Origin of the sequence: Leucobacter massiliensis (genome assembly GCF_002982315.1) — a bacterium.
In the GTDB taxonomy this organism is placed as follows: Bacteria; Actinomycetota; Actinomycetes; order Actinomycetales; family Microbacteriaceae; genus Leucobacter; species Leucobacter massiliensis.
In genome coordinates this window covers 96,574-123,178 of record NZ_MWZD01000016.1, presented here as the reverse complement: position 1 = coordinate 123,178, position 26,605 = coordinate 96,574, and the positions used below count along the sequence as shown (strand labels likewise).

Sequence of the window (26,605 nt, the reverse complement as noted above, 5' to 3'; positions counted from 1 at the left end):
GCGCCCCGGGTTTTGTGGAGGCTCGGTTATCTGGAACCGGCTCCGATCGGAACCTGCTCGTGAGCGTAGCGGGCCGCGTCGTGCGATGCCCAATGCGACTGCTCGAACTCGGCCGGCGGGACGTGCCCGATCTCGCCGTGGAGACGCCGCTGGTTGAACCAGTCGACGTATTCGGCGACGGCGATCTCGACGTCGCCGATGGATGCCCAGCCGCCCTTCGGACGCATCGCTGGGTTGCGGATGCACTCGCCCTTGAACAGCGAGTTGAACGCCTCGGCCATCGCGTTGTCATACGAATCGCCTTTGCTTCCAACGGAAGCAACGGCATCGGCTTCGGCGAGGCGCTCGGTGTAGCGAATGGCGCGATACTGGACTCCTCGGTCGCTGTGGTGGATGAGCCCGGTCGTGTCCTGCCCGTTTCTGCGGCGCTGCCAGAGCCCCATATCGAGCGCGTCGAGCGCGAGTTCCGTGCGTAGGCTCGTGGACACCTGCCAGCCGACGACGAGCCTGCTGAACACGTCGATCACGAACGCCGCGTAGACCCATCCGGCATGGGTGCGGATGTAGGTCAGATCCGCGACCCAGAGCTGATTCGGTGCTGTCGCGGTGAACGCTCGTTCGACGAGATCCGCTGGCCGCTCCGTCTCCGCAGTATCACCCGAGGTGGTCTTGATCGTCTTATCGCGCCGGAGCCCCTGCAGCTCGAGCTCGCGCATCAGTCGCTCGACGGTGCAACGGGCAACCGAGACGCCCTCTCGATTCAGCTCGGCGTGGACCTTCCGCGCCCCGTAGACGCCGAGATTGTCGGCATGGACAGCCGCGATGTCCGCTTTCAGTTGCTCGTCTCTGACCGCTCTGGCCGAGGGCGGGCGCGTCTTGGCGGCGTAGTAGGTGCTCGGGGCGATCTTCAGGCCCGCATCACGCAGGACATGGCAGATCGGCTCGACCCCGAACCGGTCGCGGTGCTCATCGATGTAGTCGACGAGCACCGCGACCGGCACCCCGGTTACCTCAGCTTGCGGTCGAGCTCCGCGGCCGCGAAAAAAGCCGACGCGGTCTTCAAGATCTCGTTCGCCCGCCGCAGCTCACGGACCTCTCGTTCGAGGTCGGCGATCTTCTGCGTGTCCGCGGTCGTGGTGCCTGGCGCGTCGCCGGCGTCGATCTCGGCCTGCCTCACCCAGGTGCGCAAGGCCTCGGGATGGATATCGAGCTGGTCGGCGATCCGTTTGATCGCTCCGGTCTTCGTCGCGGGGTTCTGGCGCGCGTCCAGCGCCATCCGCGTCGCGCGCTCCTTGAGCTCCTCGCTGTACTTCCGTGGTGCTGCCATGACTCTCATCCTTCACTGGATTGAGAGCCTCCATCAGACCCGGGGCGCTTCATACCCGTTCCGGGCTCCCCCACCCCATCCGAGGTGTCGCGCTTATGAATCGTCAGCGACGCCCTCTGGCCCGCGTCCGGCGTCACAATCGGCGACAGAGGCGGCTCCTCCACCAGTGCATTCGCCGCCACCGGACCCGAAAGCACCAGGCCCACCGCAGCCAGCACGGCAACCGCCGCACCCAACCGCTTCCTACGTACCACGCTCATGATTCTCCTTAAACTCACTGGTACAACAACTTGAAAACACTCACTAACACCGGGACACCAGCACCTACATGCGCCCTCCCGTCGAAGAAGCTCCCGGCCCGTAAGCAGAGGCAGGCGCTGCACTGCCGCGAGGCGCATGGAACCGAGGAGTCATGAGAGCATCGCCACCCTCCCCGCCATATCCGTGCCCCGACGGCGCAACCGCCACGACACCACCGAACCCGCCATCCCGGCAGCCGCAAGCACACCACCCAGGCCATACACCCACCACACGCCAGGACCTCCCGACTTCGGCAACACCACCGCAGGCACGTCGCGCACTTCAATCTGCGCCGCCGTCTCTCCCGAAGCGGGAGTGAACACCACCGTGCCCGAAGCAACGTCCCCGGAATCGACCGACACCACGCCCGTGTTCGACACCGTCACCCGCAACGGGGCCGCCAGCAGACTGAACCCAGCCGGAGCCTCAAGCTCAACGAGGAGATAAGAGCCCGGAGGAACCTGATCAACCACGAACCGGGGCGCCTGGCCACCCACCGGATCCACCGGGGTGATCACCACGCCAGGAGCCGAGTGATCCATCGGCGGCGCCCCATCATCCACGAACAGACCCCACCGGGAACCCGCCATGGGCACCCACGTCCCGCCAGCGTTCTCACCCGTCTTGAGGACCTGGAACTTACCCAACGGAAGTGGAACTTCGTCGAAGTCCGCCTGATCCGTGTCTCCACCGACCGTCTCGTTCTGCACTATCTCGCTCAGTGGACGCTCCGGATCATACGGGTTCGCCGGGTTGGAGACCGTAACGTAGTTGCGGAAATGGTTCTCCGGCGGCGGAACCGCCCCAATCGTGGTGTACACCGTGATCGTGCGCGACTGGCCCGGATTCAGGTCTCCCACAAGCCACTGCGTGCCATCTACGGTGGTAGGCGCGGGTGGCGTGCCCCACGACACGTCATCAGGGTCTTCGGACAAGCCCGCACCGGGGATTTCTTCGACCACGACGTCCCGGGCCTTCAACTCGTCGCTGTTTTTCACCGTCACCTGCCAGGTGAGGGTGTCGCCCACAGCCCAGCCGTCAGCCTCCACAAACTTCTTGTCGACCTGCAGCACCCCGCCAGTGGGAACCACCGAGTTCGTGATCGTGCAAGTGATGTCGGAACCCCACACCGGGACGATCCTCAGCCCCGCCACGGGATCGAACGTCACGCCCTCGGGCAGACCCGTCTGCACGTTGTTCGCGTCGACACACACAATCCTCTTCACGTAGTTGGCGAGATCCGCACCACCACTCCCGGCCTCCGTCACGTAGTACGCCGTCCCCGCCGTCGCGGTATATGGGGCCGAGACCGCCAAGGTCGCTGTCCCCGCGGTCGTCACCGAGGTGCGCGTCGCCCCAGACACGCTCCCCTCCCGCAACGACACCGTGAACTGATCCGTGTCGTCCCAGCGACCATTCGGAATCGACTTCGCCACTCGAATCACTGGAGCAGGCGGATCAAGCTCCAGAACATCGACCGCCTCGTCCGCGAAGTCCGTGCGATCCTGAATAAAACGGTTGTCCCCCCAGTTGCCCTCAAGAGGCGTGTTGTTCGGAAGAGCCCGGAACTCGCCCCACTTGTGGACACCGGCAGAAGAATCCATCCCGGTGGTGACCGTTGGGTTGGGGGTGAGGCCCACTAGGGCAGTGCCCATGTAGTTGGGCTGGCCGACGAAAATGCTGTCATCCCAGATCAGGTTGTGGGAACCCACATAACTCGCCGGCCCCCGCAACATGGTTGATGTGATCCCTCCCGTGCGTGCCTCAGTGTCGGAGTTGACGAAGTAGACATACGCGGGGACGTACCAGACCAACCGGACCCGAAGCTTATGCGACAGTTCGACCGGCGTAGCCGCACCCGCCAGTCCATCCCAGGGAATGACCTGCGTACCGCTAGGCGTGTTCCCCGCGTTTGGCAAGGTGATAGTCCGATCCACCGTGCCGTTCGCGTCGACGTCGATCTCGAGCCTCGCCGTACCTCTGGTGCTGCTGTCGCCGCCCAGGCTCACAGTGAAGTTCCCACCGTAGGTCCCGTTCGAGACCGGCGTCGTCTGCGTGTAAGACACATCCGCCGTTGCAGACACGTACGCAGGCAAGAGAGGTCGAGTCGACCCGTCAAACCACTTCGCACTCGCTGGCATCGCCGTATTCGGCTGCTGGAAGAACAGCTTGTACTGCATAAAGTCAGGACATGCTCCGGAAACACCCCAGCGGGTGACATTACCAGCGGGGGGCTCTCCCGGGTTCGTAGTGCCGGAACGGTTCACGCGAACGCAAACGTCCGCGGGAGCCGCACCGACAAGACCGTAGTTGTCGGTCCTCGTCATGGAGGTCACACCGTTGAAGCCTCGCTCCACGTTTCGGTACAAGGCCCCGTCCTCACTCAGGTTATACAGGGTACGGTCATAGCTTCGTGCCAGTTCAATCCACCTTGGAACCTGCCCAGCCTTCAGAACAGTCTCGGCGTTGGGCGCGGAGAGGCCGTATGACGAGATCTCATCTGTCCAAACCTGGCCAGTCAGCGTCACTCCCGAGGAGTTCCGCGGAGCGATGGTGCTGTCGGGAAAATACAGGACACCTCTGCCGTCCGTTCGGGACCCGTTATCCCATCTCCCGAAGGTTAGGTCCCGGGCAGGGGACACGCTCGTGTCCTGCCACCAGATTCGCCACACACCACCCGTCTCACTCGGGTTCGTATCACTGAAGGTCATCACCCCCAGGTCCAAGGTGCTGTTCGTGGCAGTGGCAGGTAGACCCTGATACGCGAGGGTCTTTACACCCGAAGGAGACTGCACGTAGAGCTTCAATCCGTCCCACGTACCAGGCACACCGGCACCAGGATCTTCTGCGATCAGGGCGAGGTTCAGATCAAGCTGGAGGCTTCCCCCCTTCGGCACATAGGCGAAGAATTCAGTCTTGATCGAGATCAACTCGCCTGTACCCGCGTTTTCAGTGCTCCCGTTCATCGAAGAGGTCAGGCGCGTACCCCCTGCGATGGCCGAACTCAGAGGGGCGACACTGATCGGCGCGCCCGTTCCTTCCTCGGGCGTTTCATCAGCCACAGCGAGGACGGCTTTGGCGGTGTTCGAGGGCACCCGCCCCGCGGTGCCCGCGGCATCCGTGAAGCGATCCACGAGCGGCTTGCCGTCCGGGCCCTCCGCATCGAAGACCCCCGACACGCTCACCCCCGCGGAGATTTCGCCCGCCTCGGTCGTGAAAGTCGCAGAACCCGTCCCACCCACGGGGAGCGCGCCGATCTCGGCACCCACCCCGGCATCCAGGGTGTCCGTCTCGTTGGCCGTCGCGGTCGCGACCTTCACGTCCGTCAGGTCCACATTGCCGGTGTTCGTGGCCGTCACCCGCCACACCACCTCGGCCCCCTCGGGCGCAGCCACCTCGCCCGCCCACGTCGTGCCGCCGTCGGCCGACACCTCCAGGCTCGCCTCCAGCTGCGGCTGGGCGACGAACACGCTCGTCTGCGCGGAGGCACCCTCCGGCCCCGTCACCGCAAGCCCGGTCGGCTGGGCTCCCGTGTTCACGACCGCCGCATCCGCGGCGGGAATCTCCCAGCGCAACTGCGCCGCACCCGCACCCGTATCGGGCAGGGGGGCGGTCTGCAGAACGTCAGCTAGAGAAGCCCCCCCCCCCGAGATTTCTTCGCCCGAAACCGGGGCAACGCTCACAGAGGCGGACGCATCGTCCCCGGTGTTCCACGCAGCCGCAGAACCCGTCAGGGTGTCGCCCTGCAGAATCGTCACCGTCTCACCCGCACCCGCGATCGCAGCTCCCGCACCCTCCGTGCCGCCCGCGTAGTCCACGCCGTACGCGTACTCCACCGCGGACGCCACACCCGGCAGCGTGCCCGACGCCAAGGGACCCGACACCGCCGCATCACCCGGCTGCCAGCTCGCCGCCGCATCCGCGCCATCCGCCGCCGAGGTCAGGCCCGAACCCGAGAGCGCCGGCAGCACCCCCACCACCAGCGCCCCCGCGGCGACAGCCGCCACCACCGCGGGCACACGCCCCCGGAGCACGCCGCGCCTCCGCGCCCGAAACACGCCCGCAACACCACGCCTGGCCACCCCGCGCATACCTGAACTCCCAAGGCTCGTAGACCACGAAGGGCCGGAAGAGATCCGGCCTCACCCTTGAAGTCTCCTGCCGCCCGCACCGCCCCAAGCCTCCAGCACATCCCCAATGAGTACGCCACGCACACCATTGAGTACGCGAACACCCCACCCAGCCCACCACGCCGCTCCCCGGCCAGCCGGGCGGCTACGGCGCGCCTCAGGGCGGCGGGCAGCCGGGTTACGCGAACGCCGGGCAGCAGCCCACCCAGCAGCAGGCGCAGCAGGCGCAGCAGGGGCAGCAGCCCCCGGCCGCCCCGGCCGGCTACGGCCAGTCCCCTGCCGCCTACACGAGGCCCGCCGGCCCCGCGCCCGCCACGACGCTGGGCCAGACGAACACCTTCGCCTTCCTCGCGATCATCTTCGCCTTCCTGTCGCCCATCGCCGGCATCGTCTTCGGCCACATGGGGCTGAGCCAGATCAAGCGCACCGGGGACGCCGGCCGCGGCATCGCGCTCACCGGGCTCATCATCAGCTACGCCTACTTCGTGTTCCTGGCCCTCTTCATCATCGTCTACGTGGGCTTCATCATCACGATGATCGGCACCTTCGCCTCCCTCAGCTCCAGCTACAGCTCCTACTGAGCGAGCCGGATCCCGAGCGGCGCGAATCCTCGCGGTCGCGAAGCGCCGCACGCACCGAGCCGCAGCACGAACCCGGTGGGACCGCCGTCCCACCACGAAAGGAAGACCCCGTGTCCGAGAACCAGCCGCCGGTCAACGGCAGCACCGGCCCGCAGGCGCCCGCGCAGGGCCAGGCCCCCCAGTTCGCGGCGCCGCAGCCGCCCGCCCCGCCGCAGCCGCCCGTGCCGCCGCAGCCGCCCGTGCCGCAGTACGGCGCCCCGCAGCAGTACGGCGCCGCACAGCAGAGCTACGCGGCCCAGCCCGCCGGCTACGCCCAGCAGCCCGCCTACGCGGCCGCTCCTCCGACCAACACCCTCGCGATCATCGCGCTCGTCGGATCCTTCTTCGTCGCGCTCGTCGGCGTGATCTGCGGGCACATCGCCCTCAAGCAGATCGCCCGCACCGGCGAGGGCGGCCGCGGCCTCGCGCTCGCCGGCCTCATCATCGGCTACGTCCACCTCGCCGTGTGGGTCGTCGTGATCCTCATCTACGTGATCTTCATCGGCGCCCTCTTCAGCGTGGCATCGTACTCCTGAGCCGCCGGGCACCCGCGTGACGGACGGATCAGACGGCGCCGGGGCGCGGGGGGCGACCCCCGCGCCCCGTGCCGTATCCGCGCTCCCCGGCTGGCAGGAGCTGACGCAGCCGAGCGGCGCGCGACTGCTCGCGGAGGTCGAGCGGATGCGCGCGGACGGGCTCGGCTCCGACGCGATCTCGCGGAGGCTCCGTTCCGCGGGCGCGGACCCGGCCCTCGCCGCCGCCGCGCTCACGCAGAGCGAGCTCCGCGCCGCCGCCCTCCGCAAGTTCGGGCCGCTGTCGGCCGGGCTGCTCTTCACGCGCGCCGGCCTCGAACAGGCCACCCGGGCGCCCGTCGCCGCGCTGCACGCCGCGCGCTTCGTGGCCGCGGGCTGCCGCTCCGTGGCGGATCTCGGCTGCGGGATCGGCGCCGAATCGCTCGCGCTGCTCGCAGCCGGCATCGAGCCGCGGCCCGTCGAGATCGACCCGCTCACCGCCGGCTTCGCCCGGCACAACCTCGCCGTCCTCGCCGCCGCCCGCGGCGTCGCCGCACCCGAGGTGCGCGTGGGCGACGCCGAGCAGATCGGCCCCGGCGACGCCGACGGCGTCTTCCTCGACCCCGCACGCCGCACCGCCGGTCACAGCGACACGCGCCGGATCGCCTCCTCCGAGGACTACTCCCCGAGTCTGCGCACCGCCTTCGGCCTCGCCGAGCGGCTCCCCGCGGGCATCAAGCTCGGTCCGGGCTTCGACCGCGAGCTGATCCCCGAGCGCGCAGAGGCGCAGTGGGTGTCGGTCGACGGCCAGCTCGTCGAGACCGGGCTGTGGTTCGGCGCGGCGGCCCGCCCCGGGATCCGCCGCGCGGCGCTGGTGCTGCGCGGCGAGGCCCCGGCAGCCGAGCTGAGCGCCGCGGCGGACGCGGCGGACGCGCCCGCGACGGCGCTCGGAGAATACCTCTACGAGCCCGATGGCGCCGTGATCCGCGCGCGCCTCATCGGCCTGCTGGCCGAACGGCTCGGCGCCGGGATGCTGAGCGAGGGGATCGCCTACCTGAGCGGGGCGCGGCTCGTCGAGACCCCCTTCGCGAGTGCATTCCGCATCATGGAGGAGCTCCCCGCACGCGAGCGGGAGCTGCGGCGCGCCCTGCAGCAGCGCGGCATCGGGAGCCTCGAGATCAAGAAGCGCGGCAGCGACGTGGACCCCGCCGAGCTGCGGCGGCGCCTCAAGCTGCGCGGCGAGGGACGGGCGAGCCTCATCCTCACCCGCGTCGCGGGGCGCCACGTGGCGCTGCTCGCCGAGCGCTGCTGAACGGGCGGGCAGGAGCGGGCGGGCGCACGGGCGCACGCGGGCGGGCGGCAGGATCCGGCGAGGACGCGGCGGCCACACAGAACAGCGGCCCGGAGAGACCGATCGTCTCGCCGGGCCGCTGCTCGCGAACGCGGGTCTCAGCCGGTGACCGTCGAGCAGTCGATGACCTGACCGCCGATCTCCACGGTCGCCGCGCCGTCGAGGCAGGCCTGCGCCGCGTCGACGCCCAGGCCGAGCACCGCGAAGAAGGCGATGGTCACGAAGGCACCGATGATGAGGCCGATCGCGCCCGTGATGAGGCCGGTCAGCGCGAAGCCCTTCGGCTGCTTCTTGACGAGCGCGACGATGCTCAGCACCAGGCCGACCAGCGCGAGGACCACGCCGAGGATCGGCACCCAGCTCAGGACGAGGCCGGCGATGCCGAGCGCCATGCCGGTGATGGCGAGGCCCTTCTTGGGCTGCGCCGCTGCGGCGCCGTAACCGGGGGTCGCGGGCGGGACGGGCGCCGCAGGGGGAACGGGGTTCGAGGCCGGCTGCTCGCCGGGCAGATTCTCAGACATGATTCTCCTTGTGTTTGGCGTCGCGAGGAGAAGCCACCCTCTCCCCTTGCACTCAAAGATAACGTTCAGGAAGGCTCCGTGTCCCGCCATCCCCCGGGTTTTCCAGAATCTCTTGCCCCTGCGGCTCAGCGCAGCTGCACCTCGGTGACGGGCAGCGTCGAGTCCGCGCCGAAGGCGAGGCCCGATGGCGCGTGCCCCGCCATCACCAGCTGCGCGCCGATCGAGGCGATCATCGCCCCGTTGTCGGTGCACAGGGACAGCGGCGGCACCCGGAGCTCGACGCCCGCAGCGGCGCAGCGCTCCCGGGCCAGCTCGCGCACGCGGGCGTTCGCCACCACGCCCCCGCCCAGCAGCAGGCGCGGCACGCCGAGATCGCGGCAGGCGGCGAGCGCCTTCGTCAGCAGCACATCCGCCACGGCCTCGCGGAAGCTCGCGGCCACATCCGCCACCGGCAGCGGATGCTCGGGATCGCCGCCGTGCTCCGACTCGAACTTCTCGACCCAGCGCGCCACGGAGGTCTTCAGACCGGAGAAGGAGAAATCGTAGCGGTGCCGCTCCAGGTCCTTCGGCCGGGTGAGTCCGCGGGGGAAGCGGATCGCCTGCGGATCGCCCTCGGCGGCCACCCGGTCGATCTGCGGGCCGCCCGGGTAGGGCAGCCCGAGCAGCCGCGCGACCTTGTCGAAGGCCTCTCCGGCCGCGTCGTCGATGGTCTCGCCCAGCATCTCCACATCGCCCACGAGATCGCGCACGAGCAGCAGCGAGGTGTGCCCGCCGGAGACGAGGAGCGCCACGGTGGGCAGCTCGAGCTCGCCCACGGCGCCCACCGCCTCGCGCAGCCCCTCGCCCGAGAGCAGATCGGCGCCGACGTGCCCCACGAGATGGTTCACCCCGTAGAGCGGCTTGCCGAGCGCCACCGCGAGCGCCTTCGCCGCGGAGACGCCGACCATCAGCGCACCCGCGAGGCCGGGCCCCGCGGTCACGGCGAGCGCGTCGAGCTCGTCGAGCGTCACCCCCGCGTCGGCGAGCGCCCGCTCGATGGTGGGGCGCATCGCCTCCAGATGGGCTCGGGCCGCCACCTCGGGCACCACTCCCCCGAAGCGGGCGTGCTCGTCCATGGAGGAGGCGATGGCGTTGGCGAGCAGGGTGCGGCCGCGCACCACGCCCACGCCGGTCTCGTCGCAGCTCGTCTCGATGCCGAGCACGAGCGGTTCGGCAGCACTCATCGGCGGTCCCTCATCTCCAGTCGCATGACCACGGCGTCGACGTCGCCGGGCTGGTAGTAGCGCGGCCGCACCCCGATCTCGGCGAAGCCGAGCGCGCGGTAGAGCGCCTGCGCCACCGGGTTGTCGGCCCGCACCTCCAGGAACACCTCCCGCACGCCGCGCCGCTCCGCCTCGTCGAGCAGCGCCTCCATGAGCCTGCGGCCGTGTCCGCCGCCGCGCGCGCCCGCCTCGACGGCGATGGTCTGCACATCGGCCTCCGCGCCGAGGCACAGCAGCCCGGCGTAGCCGCGCACCGCCCCCGCGCCGTCGACGAGCGCGAGGTAGTGCCGGTGCTCGGCGCTCAGCTCCTCGCGCATCATCTCCCGGCTCCACGCCTCCGCGCCGAAGACGTCGCTCTCGATCGCCCAGATCGCGTCGAGGTCCGAGGCCGAGGCCTCGCGCAGCGCGTACGCACCCTCGCTCACCGGGACACCCGCTTCGGCGCCCCGGGCTGCGCCACATCGGGTGCCCGCAGGTATACGGCGCGCTCCGGCTCGAAGCCGCGCCCGCTCGCGAGCCGGCGCGCGGCGAGCCGCACCAGCCCGGCGCCGGGCACCCGCTCCGGCCACAGCTCGTTCACGATCGGCTCGTACCCCTCACGGGCGACGATCGACGGCCCCGCGACCCGCTGCGGAACCCCAGCCCAGTCGAGCCCGTCGTACTCCGTGACGAACAGCTCCCGGCGCTTCGCGTCCTGCACCACCCGCAGCCGCGCCACCGCCGAACGGTCCAGGACGTCGAGCGCCACGGCCTCGTGCCCGTGCAGCGGGAGCAGCGGCAGCCCGCGCGCCAGGGCGAATGCCTGCGCGGCCGCGATCCCGACCCGTAGCCCCGTGAAGGGTCCCGGCCCGATCCCGCACACCACCCCCGTCACCTCGGCGGGCGCCGCCCCGCTCTCCCGGAAGACCTCGTCGAGCAGCGGGCCGATGGCCTCCGCGTGGCTGCGCGGATCGTCGCTGACGGCCTCGAACACCGCACCGCCCGCACCGAGCGCGACGCTCGTGCCGACGGAGGTGTCGATCGCGAGCAGCACGCCCCCGCCCAGCTCCGGGACCGCTTCGCTCACGGCAGCACTCCTTCCGCCCAGCGGGGGCCGTAGCCGCTCAGGGTGACCAGGCGCGGTTCGACGGGAGCCTCCGACCAGTCTGGCTCCGGGTCCGCGGAGGCCGGATCCGCCGGTGAGGCGCCGGTGCCGGGCTCACCGCCGCCGCGGGGCCGCTCGATCACGATCTCCAGCCACGACTCCGGCGTCTCGACCACGCCCGCGCCCCACTCCGCGACCACCACGGAGCCCGCGAAATCGATGTCGAGGTCGTCGAGCTCCTCCGGTCCCGCAAGCCGGTAGGCGTCGAGGTGCACGAGCGGCGCGCCTCCCACCAGCGAGGGGTGGGTGCGGGCGAGCACGAAGGTCGGGCTCTGCACGGGGCCGCGCACGCCCAGCCCCTCGCCGATCCCCCGCGTGAGGGTCGTCTTGCCCGCGCCGAGCGGGCCGGTCAGCAGCAGCAGGTCCCCCGCCCGCAGCTCGCGGCCGAGCGCGACGCCGAGGGCGTGCATGGCCTCGGGATCCGGCAGCTCCCAGCTGCGCTCCACGCTCACTGCCCGGCCTCCGCGCCCCGGTCCGCGTCCCCGCCCGCGGGCGCCTCCGCGGGCACTCGCAGCACCCGCGGCCCGATCCCCGCGACGATCTCGTAGTTGATGGTGCGCATCAGCCCCGCCCAGATCTCCACGGGCGGATGCCCGCGCTCGGGATCCCCGAAGAGCACCACCCGCTCGCCCAGTTCGAGGCGGCCCGCCAGCGGGCCGACGTCGACGATGAACTGATCCATGCCGATGCGCCCCACGATCGGCCGGTGCTCCCCGGCGACCGTCACCCAGGCGCCCGCGCCGTTCAGGGCGCGCGGCATGCCGTCCGCGTAGCCCATCGGCACGAGCGCGAGCGTCGTGGCGGTCTCGCAGACGTGGTTGAAGCCGTAGGAGACGCCCGTGCCCGCCGGCACGCCGCGCAACGCGACGATCTCGGAGCGCAGCGTCATCGCCGGGATCAGGCCCAGCTGCGCCGAGCTGCGGTCGGCGAGGGGGCTCAGGCCGTAGGCGATCACGCCCACGCGCACCGTGTTGTAGTGGAGGTGCGGGGAGGTGAGCGTGGCCGCGCTCGCGGCGAGATGGATCATCTCGGGTTCGATCCCGCTCGCCCGCAGCAGGGCGACGCCCTCGTCGAAGCGCGCGGCCTGCGCCCGGTCGTGCGCGTCGCCCGCGTTCGCGAGGTGACTGAACACGCCGCTCACCCGCACGAGCCCCGCCCGCTGCAGCTCGGCCGCGCGCGCGAAGAGCGCAGGCCACTCCTCCGGGGCGGCGCCGTTGCGGCTCAGGCCGGTGTCGAGCTTCAGCTGCGCCGTCGCCGTCGTCCCCTGCTCGCGCGCCGCGGCGGCGAGCGCCTCCAGCTGCTGGGCGTGGCTCACGCCGACCTCGATCCGCGCCGCGACCGCCTGCCCGAAGTCCGCGCCCACGCCGTGCAGCCAGCACAGGATCGGCGCCTCGATCCCCGCTTCCCGCAGCGCCAGCGCCTCCTCGATGTCCGCGGTCGCCACCATCGACGCGCCGCCCGCGAGCGCCGCCTGCGCGGCGATCCGGGCACCGTGGCCGTATCCGTCCGCCTTCACGACCACGATCACCCTGCCGCCGGTGAGCTCGCGCACCCGCTGCACATTGTGCCGGATCGCGGGCAGCGAGATCTCGGCGACCCGCATCGAACCCGTTCTCATGCCCGCCCCGTTCCACTCGATTCGACGACCACGAACGCGGTCGCCACTCCCCCGTCGTGCGTCATCGACAGGTGCACCCGGTCGGCCGCGCGCGCCGCGAGCGCCGCCGCCAGCCCCGGGGTCTCCACGAAGGCGGGGGCGCGATCCCGATCCCGCACCACCTGCATGTCGTGCCACCGCAGCGCGCCGGACCCCCCGAGCGCCTTGATCAGGGCCTCCTTCGCGGCGAAGCGGGCCGCGAGCGAGTGCGCCGGAAGCTCCGCCTCCGCGGCGGAGAACAGCCGCTCACGCAGGCGCGGGGTGCGGCCGAGCTGGCGCGTGAAGCGCTCGATGTCGACCGTGTCGACCCCGATGCCCATGATCATCGCGTCCTCCCGTTCCGGCGGGAAGCCCTTCAGGCCCCCGCCACCCCGCCCGCTGCGGCCTACTCGACCGTCACCGACTTCGCGAGGTTGCGGGGCTGGTCGACGTCGAGGCCCTTAGCCGTCGACAGCTCCAGCGCGAACCACTGCAGCGGGATGACCTGCAGCAGGGGCTCGAAGAAGGGGTCGGCCAGGGGCAGGCGGATCACGTCGTCCGCGAAAGGCAGCACCGCGGTGTCGCCCACCTCGACGATCGCGATGACGCGGGCGCCGCGGGCGCGGATCTCCTGGATGTTGGAGACGACCTTCGAGTGCATGAGCGGCGAGGTGCGCGGGCTCGGCACGAGCACGAACACCGGCTGGCCGTGGTCGATCAGGGCGATCGGCCCGTGCTTCAGCTCGCCCGCGGCGAAGCCCTCCGCGTGGATGTACGCGATCTCCTTCAGCTTCAGCGCGCCCTCCAGGGCGATCGGGAAGCCGACGTGGCGGCCCAGGAACAGCACCGAGCGGCTGTCCGCCATCCAGTGCGCCAGCTGCGCGATCTGATCGTGCGTGTCGACCGCCTCGCGGACCTTCGCCGGCAGCGTCTCGAACTGCTCCACCGCCCGCGCCTGATCCTCCGCGGAGAGGGTGCCGCGCACGCGCCCGAGGTGGAGACCGATCAGGTAGAGCGCCGTGATCTGCGCGACGAAGGCCTTCGTCGAGGCGACCGCCACCTCCGGCCCGGCGTGCGTGTACACGGCCGCATCCGACTCGCGCGGGATCGTGGCGCTCTGCGTGTTGCAGACGGAGACCGTGGTGACGCCGCGCTCGAGCGCGTACTTCACCGCCATGAGGGTGTCCATCGTCTCGCCGGACTGGCTCACGGAGATCACCATGGTGCGCTCGGAGAGCACGGGATCGCGGTAGCGGAACTCGTGGCTCAGCTGCACGTCCACCGGGACGCGAGCCCACTGCTCGATCGCGTAGGCGCCCACCTGGCCCGCGTACGCCGCCGTGCCGCAGGCGATGATGATGACGCGGTCGATGCCGGCGAGGCGCTCATCGCCGAGCGCGGTCAGCTCCGGGATCTCCACTCCGCGCTCCGAGACCCGGCCGCGCACCGTGTTCTCGACGGCGTCGGGCTGGTCGTTGATCTCCTTCGCCATGAACGAGGACCAGCCGCCCTTGTCGGCGGCGTCCGCATCCCACTGCACCTCGTACTCCTCGAACTCCACCGGGTTGCCGGCGAAGTCCGTGATGCGCACCTCAAGCGGGGTGATGACCGCGATGTTGTCCTCGTCGACCGCGACCGCGCGGCGCGTCGAGGACACGAAGGCCGCGACGTCGGAGCCGAGGAAGTTCTCGCCGTCGCCGATGCCGACGACGAGCGGCGAGTGGTGGCGGGCCGCGACCACCTTGCCCGGCTCGTCGCGGTGCATGGCCAGCAGGGTGAAGGTGCCGTGCAGGCGGGTGACCACCGAGCGGAAGGCGGACTCGAGATCGCCGTGCTCCGCCATCGCCACGCCCACGAGGGCGGCGACCACTTCCGTGTCGGTCTCGCTCAGCAGCTCCACGCCGGCCGCCTCGACCTCGCCGCGGAGCTCCGCGAAGTTCTCGACGATGCCGTTGTGGATGAGCGCCAGCTTGCCGCCGTCGCCGAGGTGCGGGTGCGCGTTCACGTCGGTGGGGCCGCCGTGCGTGGCCCACCGGGTGTGCCCGATCCCCGTCCCCTTCGCGGCGACCGGATTCGCCTCCAGCAGTTCCTCCAGCCGGGCGAGCTTGCCGGAGCGCTTGCGCACCGACACCTGATCCGCCTCATCGATCACGGCGATGCCGGCCGAGTCGTAGCCGCGGTACTCGAGGCGCCGCAGGCCGTTCAGGAGCACTTCGACCGTGTCATTGGGGCCGACATATCCGACGATTCCACACATGGGTACGAGTTTAGTGGCACCATGGGTGGACGATGGCCGAGTACAGCAGCGACCCCAGCACAGACACTCAGGCGCTCGTGCGCCCCGAGTTCACCTCGCCGTTCACGGAGATCGGCCGAGAGGAGTGGTCCCGGCTGGCCGGTGAGACCCCCATGCCCCTCAACGAGCGGGAAGTGGCCGCCTTCCGCGGTCTCGGCGAGCCGCTCGACCTCGCCGAGGTGTCCGAGGTGTACCGGCCGCTGAGCCGGCTCATCAACCAGTACGCCATCGCCGCCCGCGAGATGCACCGCCGCACCCGCGGCTTCCTGCACCGGCGTGCGGAGCGGCAGAGCCCCTTCGTGATCGGGATCGCCGGATCCGTGGCGGTGGGCAAGTCGACGGTGGCGCGCATCCTCCGCGACCTGCTGGCGCGCTGGCCGGAGACGCCGCACGTCGAACTCGTCACCACAGACGGATTCCTCTACCCGAACGCCGAGCTGCAGCGGCGCGGCATCTCGGCGCGCAAGGGCTTCCCCGAGTCCTACGACCGGCGCGCGCTGCTGCGCTTCGTCTCGCAGGTGAAGGCGGGGGTGGAGGAGGTCCGGGCGCCCCACTACAGCCACCTCGTGTACGACATCGTCCCGGGCGAGTTCACGGTGGTGCGGCGGCCCGACATCCTCATCGTCGAGGGCCTCAACGTGCTGCAGCCCCCTTCCATGCAGCATCCGCTCGCCGTGAGCGACCTCTTCGACTTCTCCGTCTACGTCGACGCGCGCACGAGCGACATCCACGGCTGGTACCGCAACCGCTTCCTCAAGCTGCGGCAGAGCGCCTTCTCCGACCCGAGCTCCTACTTCCGGCGCTTCGCCACGCTCGACGACGACGCCGCCGTGGCGCTCGCCGACGAGTTCTGGACCAACATCAACGAGCCGAACCTCATCGAGAACATCCGCCCCACTCGCGCACGCGCCACGCTCGTGCTGCGCAAGGAGTCGGACCACCGCGTGCAGAAGGTCCTGCTGCGCAAGATGTGAGACGCCGCGGCTGCGACTCCGCCACGGCACGGATTCGGTCCCCGTAGACTGCATGACATGGCAGTACCACGCCTGACGTCCCGTGTCGTGGTCGCCGCTCTCGCGGCGACGCTCGTGATGGGTGGCGCTCTGCCCGCGATCGCGGTCGGCGAGGGAGACACGGCCAACGGCTACCCCAGCTGGGACGAGGTGAACGCCGCGCGCGCCTCGGAGAGCGCGAAGGCGGCGGAGCTGGAGAAGCTGCAGGCGGCGCTGCAGCGCGCCCAGTCCGAGTCGGCGGCGGCGTCGACTCGCGCGGTGCAGGCGCTGCTCGACAGCCACCAGGCCGAACAGTCGCTGGCCGCGGCGCGCGAACGCGAGCAGCAGCTGAGCGAGCGGCTCGACGCCGACCGCCGCGAGCTCGAGGAGAACAGCGACACGGTCGCGCGGGTGGTGGCATGGATGTACCGCGACGGAACGGGCCTCGCCAGCACGAGTCAGCTGATCCTCTCCGACGACCCCGGCGACTTCATGGCCAAGTACGGCACCGCCACGCAGGTCTCCGGCACGTGGGAGGCCCTGGCGGCGCGCGCCGCCGAGTCCGTGAACGCCGAGTCCGATCTGGAGAAGCAGGCGGCGACGGCCCGTGAGGAGCGTCAGCGGCTCGCCGCGGAGGCGCGAACCGCGGCCGAGGCGGCCGCCGAGGCGCAGCGAGCCGCCGACGCGGCCGTCGAGACCGCGAGCGACAACGCCGACACCGTCACCGCGCAGCTCGCCTCCCTGCGCGGCACCACGGCCGAGGTGGAACGCCAGTACCAAGTGGGCCTGCAGGTCGCGGAACAGGAGCGCGCGGCCGATGCCGAGCGGCAGCGGCAGGCGGAGGAGGCTCGGCGGCGGCAGCAGGAGAGCGGCCCGGGAGGGGGGGGGCCGTCTCTTTTACACCGTCTCTTTTACACATCTCCCGGGCTCGGCGGCGGCAGCAGGAGAGCGGCCCGGGAGGGGGCAACATCGGGGTGGGCGGCGTCGACGTCGACCCGGCCGCCGCGCAGGCCATCGCCGCGGGGATGCTGCCCGCGTACGGCTGGGGCAACGACCAGTTCTCATGCCTGGTGTCGCTGTGGAACGGCGAGTCGGGCTGGCGGGCGGATGCGCTGAACCCGTGGAGCGGGGCCTACGGAATCCCCCAGTCACTGCCCGCCGAGAAGATGGCGGCCGCGGGACCGGACTGGCGCACCAACGCCGCCACGCAGATCTCGTGGGGCCTCGCCTACATCAGCGCGGCCTACGGCTCACCGTGCAACGCGTGGGCGATGTGGCAGTCGCGCAACCCCCACTGGTACTGACCCTCGGCGGCCGCATGCCCGGACGCGTCAGACGAAGCGGCAATGCGCGCCCCGAACGGTTACACTTATTGCGAATACTGCGTTTGTTTTGATTGAAGGGGGCGCAATGCGCGAGATCGCCACACTCCTTCCCGAGCCCGCCGATACTGCGCTTGCCTCATCGGCCCTCCACGGCTTCGACGAGGTGCTCGGCGCGGAGGGACCAGTGAGCCTCCGGATCAGCGGCCAGCCCGGGGAAGTCGAACTCCCCCGGGCCGCACTCGCCGCACTCGCAACGGTGCTGGATAGCTTTGCCCAGGGCGAAGGCGTCACCGTGATCCCGAATGAGGCAGAACTCACCACCCAGCAGGCTGCCGAAGCCCTCCAAGTCTCCCGGCCGTTCCTGATCGGCCTGCTCGAGTCGGGCGAGATCGAGCACCGCACCGTGGGCACGCACCGCCGCGTGAAGGCGACATCGCTGGCCCGATACTTGCGCGACGATGACGAGCGTCGCCGTTCTGCCGCCGATGCGCTCGCACGGGAGGCCCGAGAACTCGGACTCGCCTGATGCCCCGTGTCGTCGTCTACGACGCCAACGTGCTGTATCCGTCAACGCTGCGCGACGTGCTGATCCGCGTCGGGCTCGCACGGCTCGTACAGCCGAAATGGACGGAGCAGATTCTGGATGAGGTGTTTCGGAACCTCCGCGAGAATCGCCCCGACCTTGAAGCCACACGGCTGAACCGCACCAGGCGCCTCATGAACGACGCGATCCGCGATGCAAGCGTGAGCGGATATGAGCCGCTGCTCGCCGGACTCGAGTTGCCGGACCCCGACGACCGGCACGTCCTGGCCGCCGCCCTGCATGCCAGAGCGAGCACGATCGTCACCCGCAACCTGCGCGACTTCCCCGAGAATCATCTGAGGCCCTGGGGCGTCACCGCCCAGCACCCCGACGACTTCCTCTGCGAGCTCCACTCGGATCACCCGGACGCACTCGGCGCTATCGCCAGCGCCATCGCGCGCGCCTGGTCCGACGGCGCCGCACCGCTGGAGGTGGTCGACCGGCTCGCCATCGACGCCCCTCATGCCGCAGCACTCGTCCGAAACTCTCTCAGCGACTCCTCATAGGCCACCGGTCTTCGCGGCGCGCTCGAGCCAACGACCGCACCTGCAGAAACGCGAAATCCGGGCCCGCGAGGCTGCACGCTTCGACCGCCCGGCCTATGCGACCCGCGGGCTCAGACCGCGAGGCGGTCCTTGACGATCGCGGCGAGGTCGTCGGCGAGGCGCTGCGCCTGCTCCTCGTGCTCGGCCTCCACCATCACGCGCACCACCGGCTCGGTGCCGGAGGGGCGCAGCAGCACGCGGCCCTTGCCCCCCAGGGCGAGCTCAGCCTGGTGCACGGCCTGCTGCAGCACCGCATCGCCCGTCACGCCGGCACGATCCACGCCGCGCACATTGACGAGCACCTGCGGGTACACGCGCATGCACTGCGCGAGCTCCGCGAGCGTCTTCCCGGTCCGGACCACCTCGGCCGCGAGATGCAGGCCGGTGAGGATCCCGTCGCCCGTGGTCGCGTAGTCGCTCATGATCACGTGGCCCGACTGCTCCCCGCCCAGCGAATACCCCTCGCGGTTGATCGCCTCGAGCACGTATCGGTCGCCGACGCCCGTCTCGACGATCCCGATGCCATTATCCGCCATCGCGAGCTTCAAACCCAGGTTCGACATGACGGTCGTGACCAGCGTGTTCCGCTCCAGGCGCCCCCGGGCCGACATCGACAGCGCCAGGATCGCCATGATCCGATCCCCGTCGACGACGTTGCCGTCTCCGTCGACTGCGAGACAGCGATCGGCGTCGCCGTCGTGCGCGATGCCCAGATCCGCGCCGTGCTCGCGCACCGCGTCGATGAGGGGCCCGAGGTGGGTGGACCCCACCCCGTCGTTGATGTTGAAGCCGTCGGGATCGTTGCCGATCACCGTCACGCGCGCCCCGGCATCGCTGAAGACATCCGGCGAGATGCCCGCGGCCGCGCCGTGCGCGCAGTCGAGGACGACGTGCAGGCCGTCCAGGCGCAGGCCCTCGAGCGTGCCCAGCAGGTGCACGAGATAGCGGTCCTCGGCGTCGGCGAAGCGGCGGATCCGGCCCACCTCGCGTCCGGTGACCGCGATCGGAGAGCCGCTCATGGCCTCCTGGATCGCATCCTCGACCTCGTCGGGGAGCTTGCGCCCGCCCTGCGCGAAGAACTTGATGCCGTTGTCCGGCGCCGGATTGTGCGAGGCCGAGACCATCACGCCGAAGTCGGCCCCCGTGTCGGCCACCAGATACGCGGCCGCGGGCGTCGGGATCACTCCCGCGTCGAGCACATCGACCCCGGCGGAGGCGAGCCCGGCGGCCACCGCAGCCGAGATGAACTCACCGGACACGCGCGGATCGCGGGCGATCACGGCGGTAGCGCGACGGCTCTCGCTCCGGGCATCGCGCCCGAGAACGAGAGCCGCAGCGTGCGCGAGGTCGAGGGCCAGGCCGGCGGTCACATCGACCCCGGCCAGGCCCCGGACCCCATCGGTGCCGAAGAGGCGTCCCATGATGGGGGAAGTCCCGATTAGCGCTTCGAGTACTGGGGCGCCTTGCGGGCCTTCTTGAGACCGGCCTTCTTGCGCTCCTTGATGCGGGCGTCGCGGCTGAGGAAGCCGGCCTTCTTGAGCGTCGGGCGGTTGTGCTCGGCGTCGATCTCGTTCAGCGCGCGAGCGATCGCGAGACGCAGCGCACCGGCCTGGCCCGAGGGGCCGCCGCCGACGATGCGGGCGATCACGTCGTAGGAGCCGTTCAGCTCGAGCACCGTGAAGGGATCGGTGATGAGCTGCTGGTGCAGCTTGTTGGGGAAGTACTCCGCGAGCTCACGGCCGTTGACGGTCATGGTGCCCGAGCCGGGGACGAGGCGCACGCGGGCGATGGCCTGCTTGCGGCGGCCGACGGCCGCACCGGGGACGGTGAGCGCGGGACGCGGGCTCGACACGGTCGCCTGCGACGCGGGGGTCTCGGTGGTGTAGCTCTCGGTGGCCACGGTCTGCTCTTCAGTCACTGTGAAGTCTCTCTCTGAATGTCTCGTCGTCGCGACTACTGCGCGACCTGGCCGAAGGTGTAGGGGGTGGGCTGCTGAGCCGCGTGCGGGTGCTCGGCGCCCGCGTAGACCTTCAGCTTGCGGAACTGGTCGCGGCCGAGGGAGTTCTTGGGGAGCATGCCGCGGATCGCCTTCTCGACGGCGCGCTCGGGGTTCTTCTCGAGCAGCTCGGTGTAGCTGACGGAGCGCAGGCCGCCCGGGTAACCCGAGTGGCGGTAGGCGAGCTTCTTGGCCGCCTTGCCTGCGGTCAGCACGACCTTGTCGGCGTTGATGATGATGACGTAGTCGCCCATGTCCATGTGGGGGGCGAAGGTCGGCTTGTGCTTGCCGCGGAGCAGGGCCGCGGCGTGCGAGGCGAGACGGCCGAGCACGACGTCGGTGGCGTCGATGACGAGCCAGTCGTGCTTCTGGTCGGCGGCCTTCGGCGAGTAAGTGCGAGTCACGAGAGTGCTGCTTTCTGTCGAAATGGAGGTGTTCGCGGATCCCGCTCCGTTGCCCGGTCCCCTGCGGGTGCGCGAGCGATGGAGGGCTCAACAAATCGGGTGCTGACGCACCAAGGATCAACGATAGCACAGGATGGGCGCCGCAGTCCCGTCAGATCGGCGCCGGAGCTCCGTCGCGCTCAGTCCAGCGGATCCCGGCGTGCGCGCGTCTGCTCCGCGCGCGCGGCGAGCTCCCCCTCGGCGGGATAGGCGATCTCCTCCAGCGACAGCCCGTGCGCCGGCATCACGGAGAAACGGCTCGTGCGCTCGCGCGCCTCGCGCAGCGCAATCAGCTCCTCGTGCCCGATCCGCCCGCTCCCCACCGCCACGACAGCGCCCACCAGCGCGCGCACCATCGAGTGGCAGAAGGCGTCCGCCTCGATCCGCGCCGCGAAGGCTCCGTCATCGGTCTCGCGCCACTCGAAGCACAGCAGATCGCGCACGGCGGTGGCCCCCTCGCGCGCCTTGCAGAAGGCGGTGAAGTCGTTGAGCCCCAGCAGCTCGTCGCTCGCCCGCTGCATCACTGCGAGGTCGAGGCGGCGCGGCAGCTCGGCGGTGAAGCGGGCGGTGAGGGGATCCCGCCGTGCGCCCTCGCCGCGCAGCCGGTACTCGTAACGCCGCCGCAACGCCGAGAAGCGCGCATCGAAGTCGTGCGGGACCACCCGCGCGGCGTGCACCGCGATGTCCGGCGCGCGGCGCTGCAGCACCCCGTTCACGCGGCGTGCGCGGAGCTGCTCGACCGGTGCGGGCGAGGGCCTCCCGTCCCACTTCGCCAGCGCCTCGGGCGGAATGTCCAGGTGGGCGACCTGGCCGCGCGCATGGACGCCCGCGTCGGTGCGTCCCCCCACGGTGAGCTTCACGGCGGGCACCCGCAGCAGCAGCGCGAGCGCGCCCTCCAGCTCGCCCTGCACGGTGCGCAGGCCCGGCTGCGCCGCCCAGCCGTGGAAGTCCGTGCCGTCGTAGGCGAGGTCGAGGCGCAGGCGCACGCCGCGGTCGGCGGGCCCGGAAGGCGCGGTGGCCGCGGCCTCCGGAGGCTCGGGCACGGAAGGGGCGTTCACGCTTCGATCCTGCCAGACTCCGCCGCAGCACCGCACGGCGCTGCTCCCTGCCCGGCGCCGCACCGCAGGGCGCTGCTCCCTGCCCCGCCGCCCACCGTCCTTCCCGGGCACCCGCGTACACTGGGGGACCGGCGCGGCGGCGCACGCCCGCGCCGCGAAAGACTCCCCTATGGCACCATCACCCGCTTCCTCCCCGGCACGCTCGCCGCTCCGCGCTGCGCGTTTCGCCGGCCTCGACGGGCTGCGCGCGGTCGCGGTGGGCCTCGTCCTCGTCTACCACCTCTTCCCGGCGGCGCTGCCCGGGGGCTTCCTCGGCGTCGACGTGTTCTTCGCGATCAGCGGCTTCCTCATCACCTCGCTGCTGCTGCGCGAGATCGACGCGAGCGGCAGGATCCGGCTTGCCGCGTTCTGGCGTCGCCGGGCCCGGCGGCTGTTCCCCGCCCTCGGCCTCGTGCTGCTGGTCTGCACCGCGGCCGCGCTGCTCGTCGGCGGCCCCACGAGCAGGTCGCCGGGGCGGCGCTCTTCGTGAGCAACTGGGTGTTCATCGCGAACGGCGCCGACTACTTCGCCCGCGACACCCCCGAGCTGTTCCGCAACACCTGGTCGCTCTCGATCGAGGAGCAGTTCTACATCCTGCTGCCGCTGCTGCTGCTCGCGCTCGTCCGGATGCGCGGGCGCGTCACCCGCGCCGTGCCGCTGCTGGCGCTCGCGCTGCTCTCGGCAGTGCTCATGTTCGAGCTCGCGCGGGCGGGCGCCGAGCCGACCCGCGTCTACTTCGGCTCCGACACGCACACCTTCGGGCTCTTCGGCGGGGCGGCCATGGCGATGCTGCTGCACCGGGACGGCGCGCCCGCTCGGGACGGCGCCGGCGCACGGCCGGGACTGCGCACCCAGCTGCTCGCGAACGCCGCCGTGGCCGCCGGCGGGACCGTGCTGGCCTGGCTGGCGCTCACCCTCCCCGAGGGCAGCCCGCAGAGCTTCGCCTGGGGCTTCCAGCTCGCGACCGCGGCGTCCCTGGCGCTGGTCTGGGGCGCGACCCGTCCGGGCGCGTGGGCCGGCTCCGCCCTCGACGTGCGCCCGCTGCGCTGGGTGGGCGAGCGCTCCTACGGCATCTACCTGTGGCACTGGCCACTGCTGCTGATCCTCTCCGCGGCGCTCCCCGCGGCGCCCGCGCCCCTCGTGCCCCTGCTCACCCTCGCCACCACGCTGCTGCTCGCGGAGCTCTCGCACCGCTTCGTCGAGCAGCCGGTGCGCCGCATCGGCTTCATCCGTTCCCTGCGCCTGCTGTTCAGCATCCGCGAGCACTCGCCCCGGCGGCGAGCGGTGGCCGCCGGAGTCGGCGCGACCCTGCTCGTCACCGTTCCCATGTCCGCCATCGCGATCGCCACCGCGCCCGCCCAGAGCACCGCCTCCGATGCGATCGCGCGCGGGCAGGCGGCGCTCGACGCGGCGGACGCGGATGCCGGAGCGGATGCGGACGCCGGGGCGGATGCGGACGCCGGGGCCGATGCGGACGCCGGGGCCGATGCGGACTCCGGGGCGGATGCCCCTGCCGGAGAGCCGGGGGCCGGCGGCGCCGAGCGCTCGGAGCCGACGGCGCCCGAGGGCCGCGACATCAGCGCGGTGGGCGACTCGGTGATGCTGGCGAGCCTCCCCGAACTACAGGAGGCACTCCCCGGCATCTCGGTCGACGCGGCGGTATCGCGCGGCATGGGCGCGGGCATCGGCGTCGTCTCCGATCTCTCAGAGCAGGGCGCCCTGCGCTCGGTCCTGGTGGTCGGTCTCGGGACGAACGGCCCCGTGCGCGCCGAGGAGCTCTCCGAGATCTGCCGCATCGCCGGCGACCGCCCCGTGGTCCTCGTCAACGCCCACGCGGATCGCGAGTGGATCCCGGGGGTCAACGAGGTGCTCACGAGCTTCGCCGACGCGCACCGCGGGGTGGTCGTCGCAGACTGGAGCGGCTCGGTCAGCGGTGTGCCGGGTGCCCTCGCCGGTGACGACATCCACCCCAATCCGAGCGGCGGCGAGATCTACGCCTCCACCGTGCAGCGGGCGCTCCAGGAGCTCCAGACCCCCGAGGAGGCGGTCGGCTTCGCGACCCCCCGGCGGTGAGCCCCTCAGGAGGTGCGCTCGACCACGACCCGCTCGTTCGGGACGACGTGCGTCATCCTCAGGCCGCTGACGTCACGGGGGCCGTTGCGTCCGAGCCGCTCCAGCCGGCGCAGCTCGGCCTCGCTCAGGGTCTGCGACTGCAGCGGAGGCAGATCCGCAACGTCTTCGACAGCGATGCCCAGGCCTTCGCCGACGCGCAGCCCCAGCTCGTCGTCGCACATCAGGAAGTGCCACACCATCCGCTGCTGCACCTCCGGGACGGCCTGCCCGATCAGTTCGACGAGGTTCCGCACCAGATCGTCCTTCTCCCACTGCTCCATCAGCTGGTAGCGCTGCCCGGCCTGGGTGTAGTCGTCGGTGCGCGGGATCCGGGCGCGGGTGAGGCGCCCCTCGATGACCGGCCCCTGCTCGTCGCGGGTGGGGTACTCCGCCTCGCGCAGCCCGCCCATGATCGAGGGCTCGTAGTTGACGTGCGGGTTCTGCCCGTCCAGGTCGACGCCGTACGACATCTGGCCGCCGCGCTGATTGGTGGCCACGCGCGCGTTCTTGGGGCGGTTCACCGGCAGCTGCAGGTAGTTCGGTCCGACCCGGTAGCGCTGCGTGTCGGAGTAGGAGAAGGTGCGGCCGACGAGCATCTTGTCGTCGGAGAAGTCGAGCCCGTCCACCAGCACGCCCGTGCCGAAGGAGATCTGCTCGTTCTCGTTGTGGTGGTCGGAGACGTTGGCGGTGAGGGTCATCGTGCCCACCAGCTTCGGCTCGAAGTCGTTCTCCGGCCACACCTTCGTGTCGTCGAGCGGATCGAAGTCGAGCTCGGGGTGCTCGTCGTCGCTCATCAGCTGCACGTACAGGTCCCACTGCGGGAAGTCGCCCGCCTCGATCGCCTCGTAGAGATCCTTCGAGGCGTGCCCCAGCTCGGTCGCCTGGATGTTCGCGGCGTCCGCCTCGGTGAGGCTCTTCACCCCGGCGCGCGGAATCCAGTGGTACTTCACCAGGTGGGTGTCGCCGTCCGCGTTCACCCACTTGTAGGTGTTCACCCCGAAGCCCTGCATGGTGCGGTAGTTCGCCGGGATCCCCCGCGGGCTGAACAGGTTCACGAGCATGTGCATCGACTCCGGCGTCTGCGACATGAAGTCGAAGATGCGCGCCGGCTCCTGCCGGAACGTGATCGGATCCGGCTTCAGCGAGTGGATCACATCGGGGAACTTGATCGCGTCCCGGATGAAGAACACGGCGAGGTTGTTCCCGACGAGATCCCAGTTGCCGTCCTCGGTGTAGAACTTCACCGCGAATCCGCGCGGGTCGCGCGCCGCCTCCGAGGAGTCTCGGCCGCCGATCACCGTGGAGAAGCGGATCGCGAGATCCGTCTTCTTGCCCGCCTCGGCGAAGAGCTTCGCGCGGGTGTACCGGGCGATGGGCTCGTCACCCCACTTCCCCGTCGCCTCGAAGTGTCCGAAGGCCACGGCGCCGCGCGCGTGCACCACGCGCTCGGGAATGCGCTCCCGGTCGAAGTGGCTGATCTTCTCCAGGAACTGGTAGTTCTCCAGGGTGGCGGGACCCCGGGCTCCGATGGTGCGGGAGTTCTGGTTGTCGGAGACGGGATGCCCTTGGCGGTTGGTCAGCTCGGGACGGCTGCGCTCGCTCGGCTCGGGCGGCTGGCTCGCGACATCACTCATGACGGGTCCTCTCGTGTCGGCGCATCTGGTGCTTCCACCCAACGCGCTCCCCGGATTCCCGGCAAGGCGCTTGACTTTCGGGCCGCGTCTCGCGACACGGTCGGCGCACGGCGGCACCCTGCTGCACGCCGCCGCGCCCCGTGCGCGCGCTCGGCGCTCCGCTGCGGCGCAGACAGCGAAGCGCCCCGGGGTCCTCTCGGATCCCGGGGCGCTTCGCGCAGCTGCGCGAGCAGGCTCAGGCCTTGTCCTGCTCCGCGGTGTTCTCCTCGGCGGCAGCCTCGGTGCTCTCCTCAGCGGCAGCCTCGGTGCTCTCCTCGGCGGGCGCCTCGGTCTCATCGACCGCGGCCTCCTCCGCCTGGGGCTCCTCGGCGGGGGCCTCGGCAGCGGCGGCCTTCTTGGCCTTCGGCTTCGGGTTGACGGGCTCCAGCACCAGCTCGATCACCGCGAGGGGCGCGTTGTCGCCCTTGCGGAACCCGGTCTTGATGATGCGGGTGTAGCCGCCCTCGCGGTTCTCGACCAGCGGCGCGATCTCGGTGAAGAGCTCGTGCACGACCGACTTGTCGAGGATCTGGCGCATCACGCGACGGCGCGCGTGCAGGTCGCCGCGCTTGGCGAAGGTGACCAGGCGCTCGGCCACGGGCTGCAGGCGCTTGGCCTTCGTCTCCGTGGTCTGGATGCGCTTGTGCTCGAAGAGCTGCGCAGCCATCTGGTTCAGCATGAGGCGCTCGTGTGCGGGGCCGCCTCCGAGGCGGGGGCCCTTGGTGGGCTTGGGCATTGTT

General features: G+C 70.9%; 26 protein-coding genes and 1 other annotated feature. Of the genes, 10 read left to right on the top strand and 16 right to left on the bottom strand.

The features are described from left to right. Positions 1–26 precede the first annotated feature (26 nt). Positions 27–1,327 (bottom strand): IS3 family transposase gene (locus B4915_RS06585; protein ID WP_425436327.1). Its coding sequence is split into 2 segments (ribosomal slippage): positions 27–1,045 and positions 1,045–1,327, totalling 1,302 coding nucleotides; the frame shifts between segments, so codons are not numbered across the junction. Then, positions 897–1,049, bottom strand: a sequence feature (AL1L pseudoknot). (Overlaps the previous gene by 153 nt.) A 410-nt stretch (positions 1,328–1,737) precedes the next feature. After that, entirely contained in the window at positions 1,738–5,718 is a 3,981-nt protein-coding gene (locus B4915_RS06580) for a SpaA isopeptide-forming pilin-related protein (RefSeq protein ID WP_146120033.1), read from the bottom strand. 440 nt (positions 5,719–6,158) lie between these two features. On the opposite strand from B4915_RS06580, the gene B4915_RS14645 reads away from it, so the two are divergent. The 3 genes from B4915_RS14645 (at position 6,159) to B4915_RS06565 (ending at position 8,201) form a co-directional block, all read left to right on the top strand. Further along, positions 6,159–6,338, top strand: coding sequence for a hypothetical protein (locus B4915_RS14645; RefSeq protein WP_245907382.1), 180 nt, complete (start codon positions 6,159–6,161; stop codon positions 6,336–6,338). Positions 6,339–6,448: 110 nt separating this feature from the next. After that, a complete protein-coding gene (locus tag B4915_RS14640; RefSeq protein WP_181158476.1) occupies positions 6,449–6,913 on the top strand; it encodes a DUF4190 domain-containing protein in 465 nt (154 codons plus the stop codon). Positions 6,914–7,013: 100 nt separating this feature from the next. Continuing rightward, complete coding sequence (locus B4915_RS06565) at positions 7,014–8,201, top strand: THUMP-like domain-containing protein (RefSeq protein ID WP_425436329.1); 1,188 nt, start codon at positions 7,014–7,016, stop codon at positions 8,199–8,201. Between the two features lie 137 nt (positions 8,202–8,338). Here B4915_RS06565 and B4915_RS06560 read toward each other — a convergent pair whose 3' ends face one another. The 8 genes from B4915_RS06560 to glmS form a co-directional block, all read right to left on the bottom strand. Further along, a complete protein-coding gene (locus tag B4915_RS06560; RefSeq protein WP_105805028.1) occupies positions 8,339–8,761 on the bottom strand; it encodes a hypothetical protein in 423 nt (140 codons plus the stop codon). Between the two features lie 125 nt (positions 8,762–8,886). Then, positions 8,887–9,984 (bottom strand): tRNA (adenosine(37)-N6)-threonylcarbamoyltransferase complex transferase subunit TsaD, encoded by a 1,098-nt coding sequence (tsaD, locus tag B4915_RS06555; protein ID WP_105805027.1) that lies wholly within the window; start codon positions 9,982–9,984, stop codon positions 8,887–8,889. Further along, a complete protein-coding gene (rimI, locus tag B4915_RS06550; RefSeq protein WP_105805026.1) occupies positions 9,981–10,448 on the bottom strand; it encodes a ribosomal protein S18-alanine N-acetyltransferase in 468 nt (155 codons plus the stop codon). The genes tsaD and rimI overlap by 4 nt, the downstream gene beginning before the upstream one ends. Then, positions 10,445–11,089, bottom strand: a complete 645-nt coding sequence (gene tsaB, locus B4915_RS06545) for a tRNA (adenosine(37)-N6)-threonylcarbamoyltransferase complex dimerization subunit type 1 TsaB (protein ID WP_245907380.1) — start codon at positions 11,087–11,089, stop codon at positions 10,445–10,447. The genes rimI and tsaB overlap by 4 nt, the downstream gene beginning before the upstream one ends. Further along, a complete protein-coding gene (gene tsaE / locus B4915_RS06540; RefSeq protein ID WP_105805083.1) occupies positions 11,086–11,577 on the bottom strand; it encodes a tRNA (adenosine(37)-N6)-threonylcarbamoyltransferase complex ATPase subunit type 1 TsaE in 492 nt (163 codons plus the stop codon). The genes tsaB and tsaE overlap by 4 nt, the downstream gene beginning before the upstream one ends. A 38-nt stretch (positions 11,578–11,615) precedes the next feature. Beyond that, positions 11,616–12,785 (bottom strand): alanine racemase, encoded by a 1,170-nt coding sequence (gene alr / locus B4915_RS06535; protein ID WP_105805024.1) that lies wholly within the window; start codon positions 12,783–12,785, stop codon positions 11,616–11,618. Beyond that, on the bottom strand, positions 12,782–13,150 hold the full coding sequence (locus B4915_RS06530; RefSeq protein ID WP_105805023.1) for a holo-ACP synthase: 369 nt from the start codon (positions 13,148–13,150) through the stop codon (positions 12,782–12,784). Before B4915_RS06530 ends, alr begins: the two co-directional genes overlap by 4 nt. A 59-nt stretch (positions 13,151–13,209) precedes the next feature. Then, positions 13,210–15,060, bottom strand: a complete 1,851-nt coding sequence (gene glmS, locus B4915_RS06525; RefSeq protein WP_105805022.1) for a glutamine--fructose-6-phosphate transaminase (isomerizing) — start codon at positions 15,058–15,060, stop codon at positions 13,210–13,212. A 32-nt stretch (positions 15,061–15,092) separates the two neighbouring features. On the opposite strand from glmS, the gene coaA reads away from it, so the two are divergent. The 5 genes from coaA (at position 15,093) to B4915_RS06500 (ending at position 18,505) form a co-directional block, all read left to right on the top strand. Further along, the gene (coaA, locus tag B4915_RS06520) at positions 15,093–16,073 is read left to right on the top strand and encodes a type I pantothenate kinase (protein WP_105805021.1); all 981 of its coding nucleotides are present in this window, start codon (positions 15,093–15,095) and stop codon (positions 16,071–16,073) included. Positions 16,074–16,130: 57 nt separating this feature from the next. Continuing rightward, the gene (locus B4915_RS15090) at positions 16,131–17,207 is read left to right on the top strand and encodes a hypothetical protein (protein ID WP_105805020.1); all 1,077 of its coding nucleotides are present in this window, start codon (positions 16,131–16,133) and stop codon (positions 17,205–17,207) included. Next, positions 17,162–17,395, top strand: a complete 234-nt coding sequence (locus B4915_RS06510; RefSeq protein ID WP_219845093.1) for an aggregation-promoting factor C-terminal-like domain-containing protein — start codon at positions 17,162–17,164, stop codon at positions 17,393–17,395. Before B4915_RS15090 ends, B4915_RS06510 begins: the two co-directional genes overlap by 46 nt. Before the next feature lie 106 nt (positions 17,396–17,501). Further along, complete coding sequence (locus B4915_RS06505) at positions 17,502–17,942, top strand: helix-turn-helix domain-containing protein (RefSeq protein WP_105805019.1); 441 nt, start codon at positions 17,502–17,504, stop codon at positions 17,940–17,942. After that, entirely contained in the window at positions 17,942–18,505 is a 564-nt protein-coding gene (locus B4915_RS06500) for a PIN domain-containing protein (protein ID WP_105805018.1), read from the top strand. The genes B4915_RS06505 and B4915_RS06500 overlap by 1 nt, the downstream gene beginning before the upstream one ends. A gap of 110 nt (positions 18,506–18,615) precedes the next feature. Here B4915_RS06500 and glmM read toward each other — a convergent pair whose 3' ends face one another. The 4 genes from glmM to truA form a co-directional block, all read right to left on the bottom strand. Further along, positions 18,616–19,965, bottom strand: a complete 1,350-nt coding sequence (gene glmM / locus B4915_RS06495) for a phosphoglucosamine mutase (RefSeq protein WP_105805017.1) — start codon at positions 19,963–19,965, stop codon at positions 18,616–18,618. A 17-nt stretch (positions 19,966–19,982) separates the two neighbouring features. Continuing rightward, a complete protein-coding gene (rpsI, locus tag B4915_RS06490; RefSeq protein ID WP_105805016.1) occupies positions 19,983–20,462 on the bottom strand; it encodes a 30S ribosomal protein S9 in 480 nt (159 codons plus the stop codon). Positions 20,463–20,497: 35 nt separating this feature from the next. Then, positions 20,498–20,944: a 50S ribosomal protein L13 gene (gene rplM, locus B4915_RS06485; RefSeq protein ID WP_105805015.1), complete on the bottom strand. Its 447-nt coding sequence runs from the start codon at positions 20,942–20,944 to the stop codon at positions 20,498–20,500. A 179-nt stretch (positions 20,945–21,123) separates the two neighbouring features. Further along, positions 21,124–22,026 carry a tRNA pseudouridine(38-40) synthase TruA gene (truA, locus tag B4915_RS06480; protein WP_425436328.1) on the bottom strand — a complete coding sequence of 301 codons (903 nt, stop codon included), beginning with the start codon at positions 22,024–22,026 and terminating at the stop codon, positions 21,124–21,126. Positions 22,027–22,210: 184 nt separating this feature from the next. Here truA and B4915_RS15030 point away from each other — a divergent pair, with 184 nt between their 5' ends. Both B4915_RS15030 and B4915_RS06475 read left to right on the top strand, forming a co-directional pair. Further along, complete coding sequence (locus tag B4915_RS15030) at positions 22,211–22,570, top strand: acyltransferase family protein (RefSeq protein WP_281258200.1); 360 nt, start codon at positions 22,211–22,213, stop codon at positions 22,568–22,570. Then, on the top strand, positions 22,567–24,153 hold the full coding sequence (locus B4915_RS06475; RefSeq protein WP_281258199.1) for an acyltransferase family protein: 1,587 nt from the start codon (positions 22,567–22,569) through the stop codon (positions 24,151–24,153). Before B4915_RS15030 ends, B4915_RS06475 begins: the two co-directional genes overlap by 4 nt. A gap of 5 nt (positions 24,154–24,158) precedes the next feature. On the opposite strand, the gene B4915_RS06470 is transcribed toward B4915_RS06475, so the two are convergent. Together B4915_RS06470 and rplQ are read right to left on the bottom strand one after the other, a co-directional pair. After that, on the bottom strand, positions 24,159–25,826 hold the full coding sequence (locus tag B4915_RS06470; protein ID WP_105805014.1) for a catalase: 1,668 nt from the start codon (positions 25,824–25,826) through the stop codon (positions 24,159–24,161). 235 nt (positions 25,827–26,061) lie between these two features. Beyond that, entirely contained in the window at positions 26,062–26,601 is a 540-nt protein-coding gene (rplQ, locus tag B4915_RS06465) for a 50S ribosomal protein L17 (RefSeq protein WP_105805013.1), read from the bottom strand. Positions 26,602–26,605: the final 4 nt, after the last annotated feature.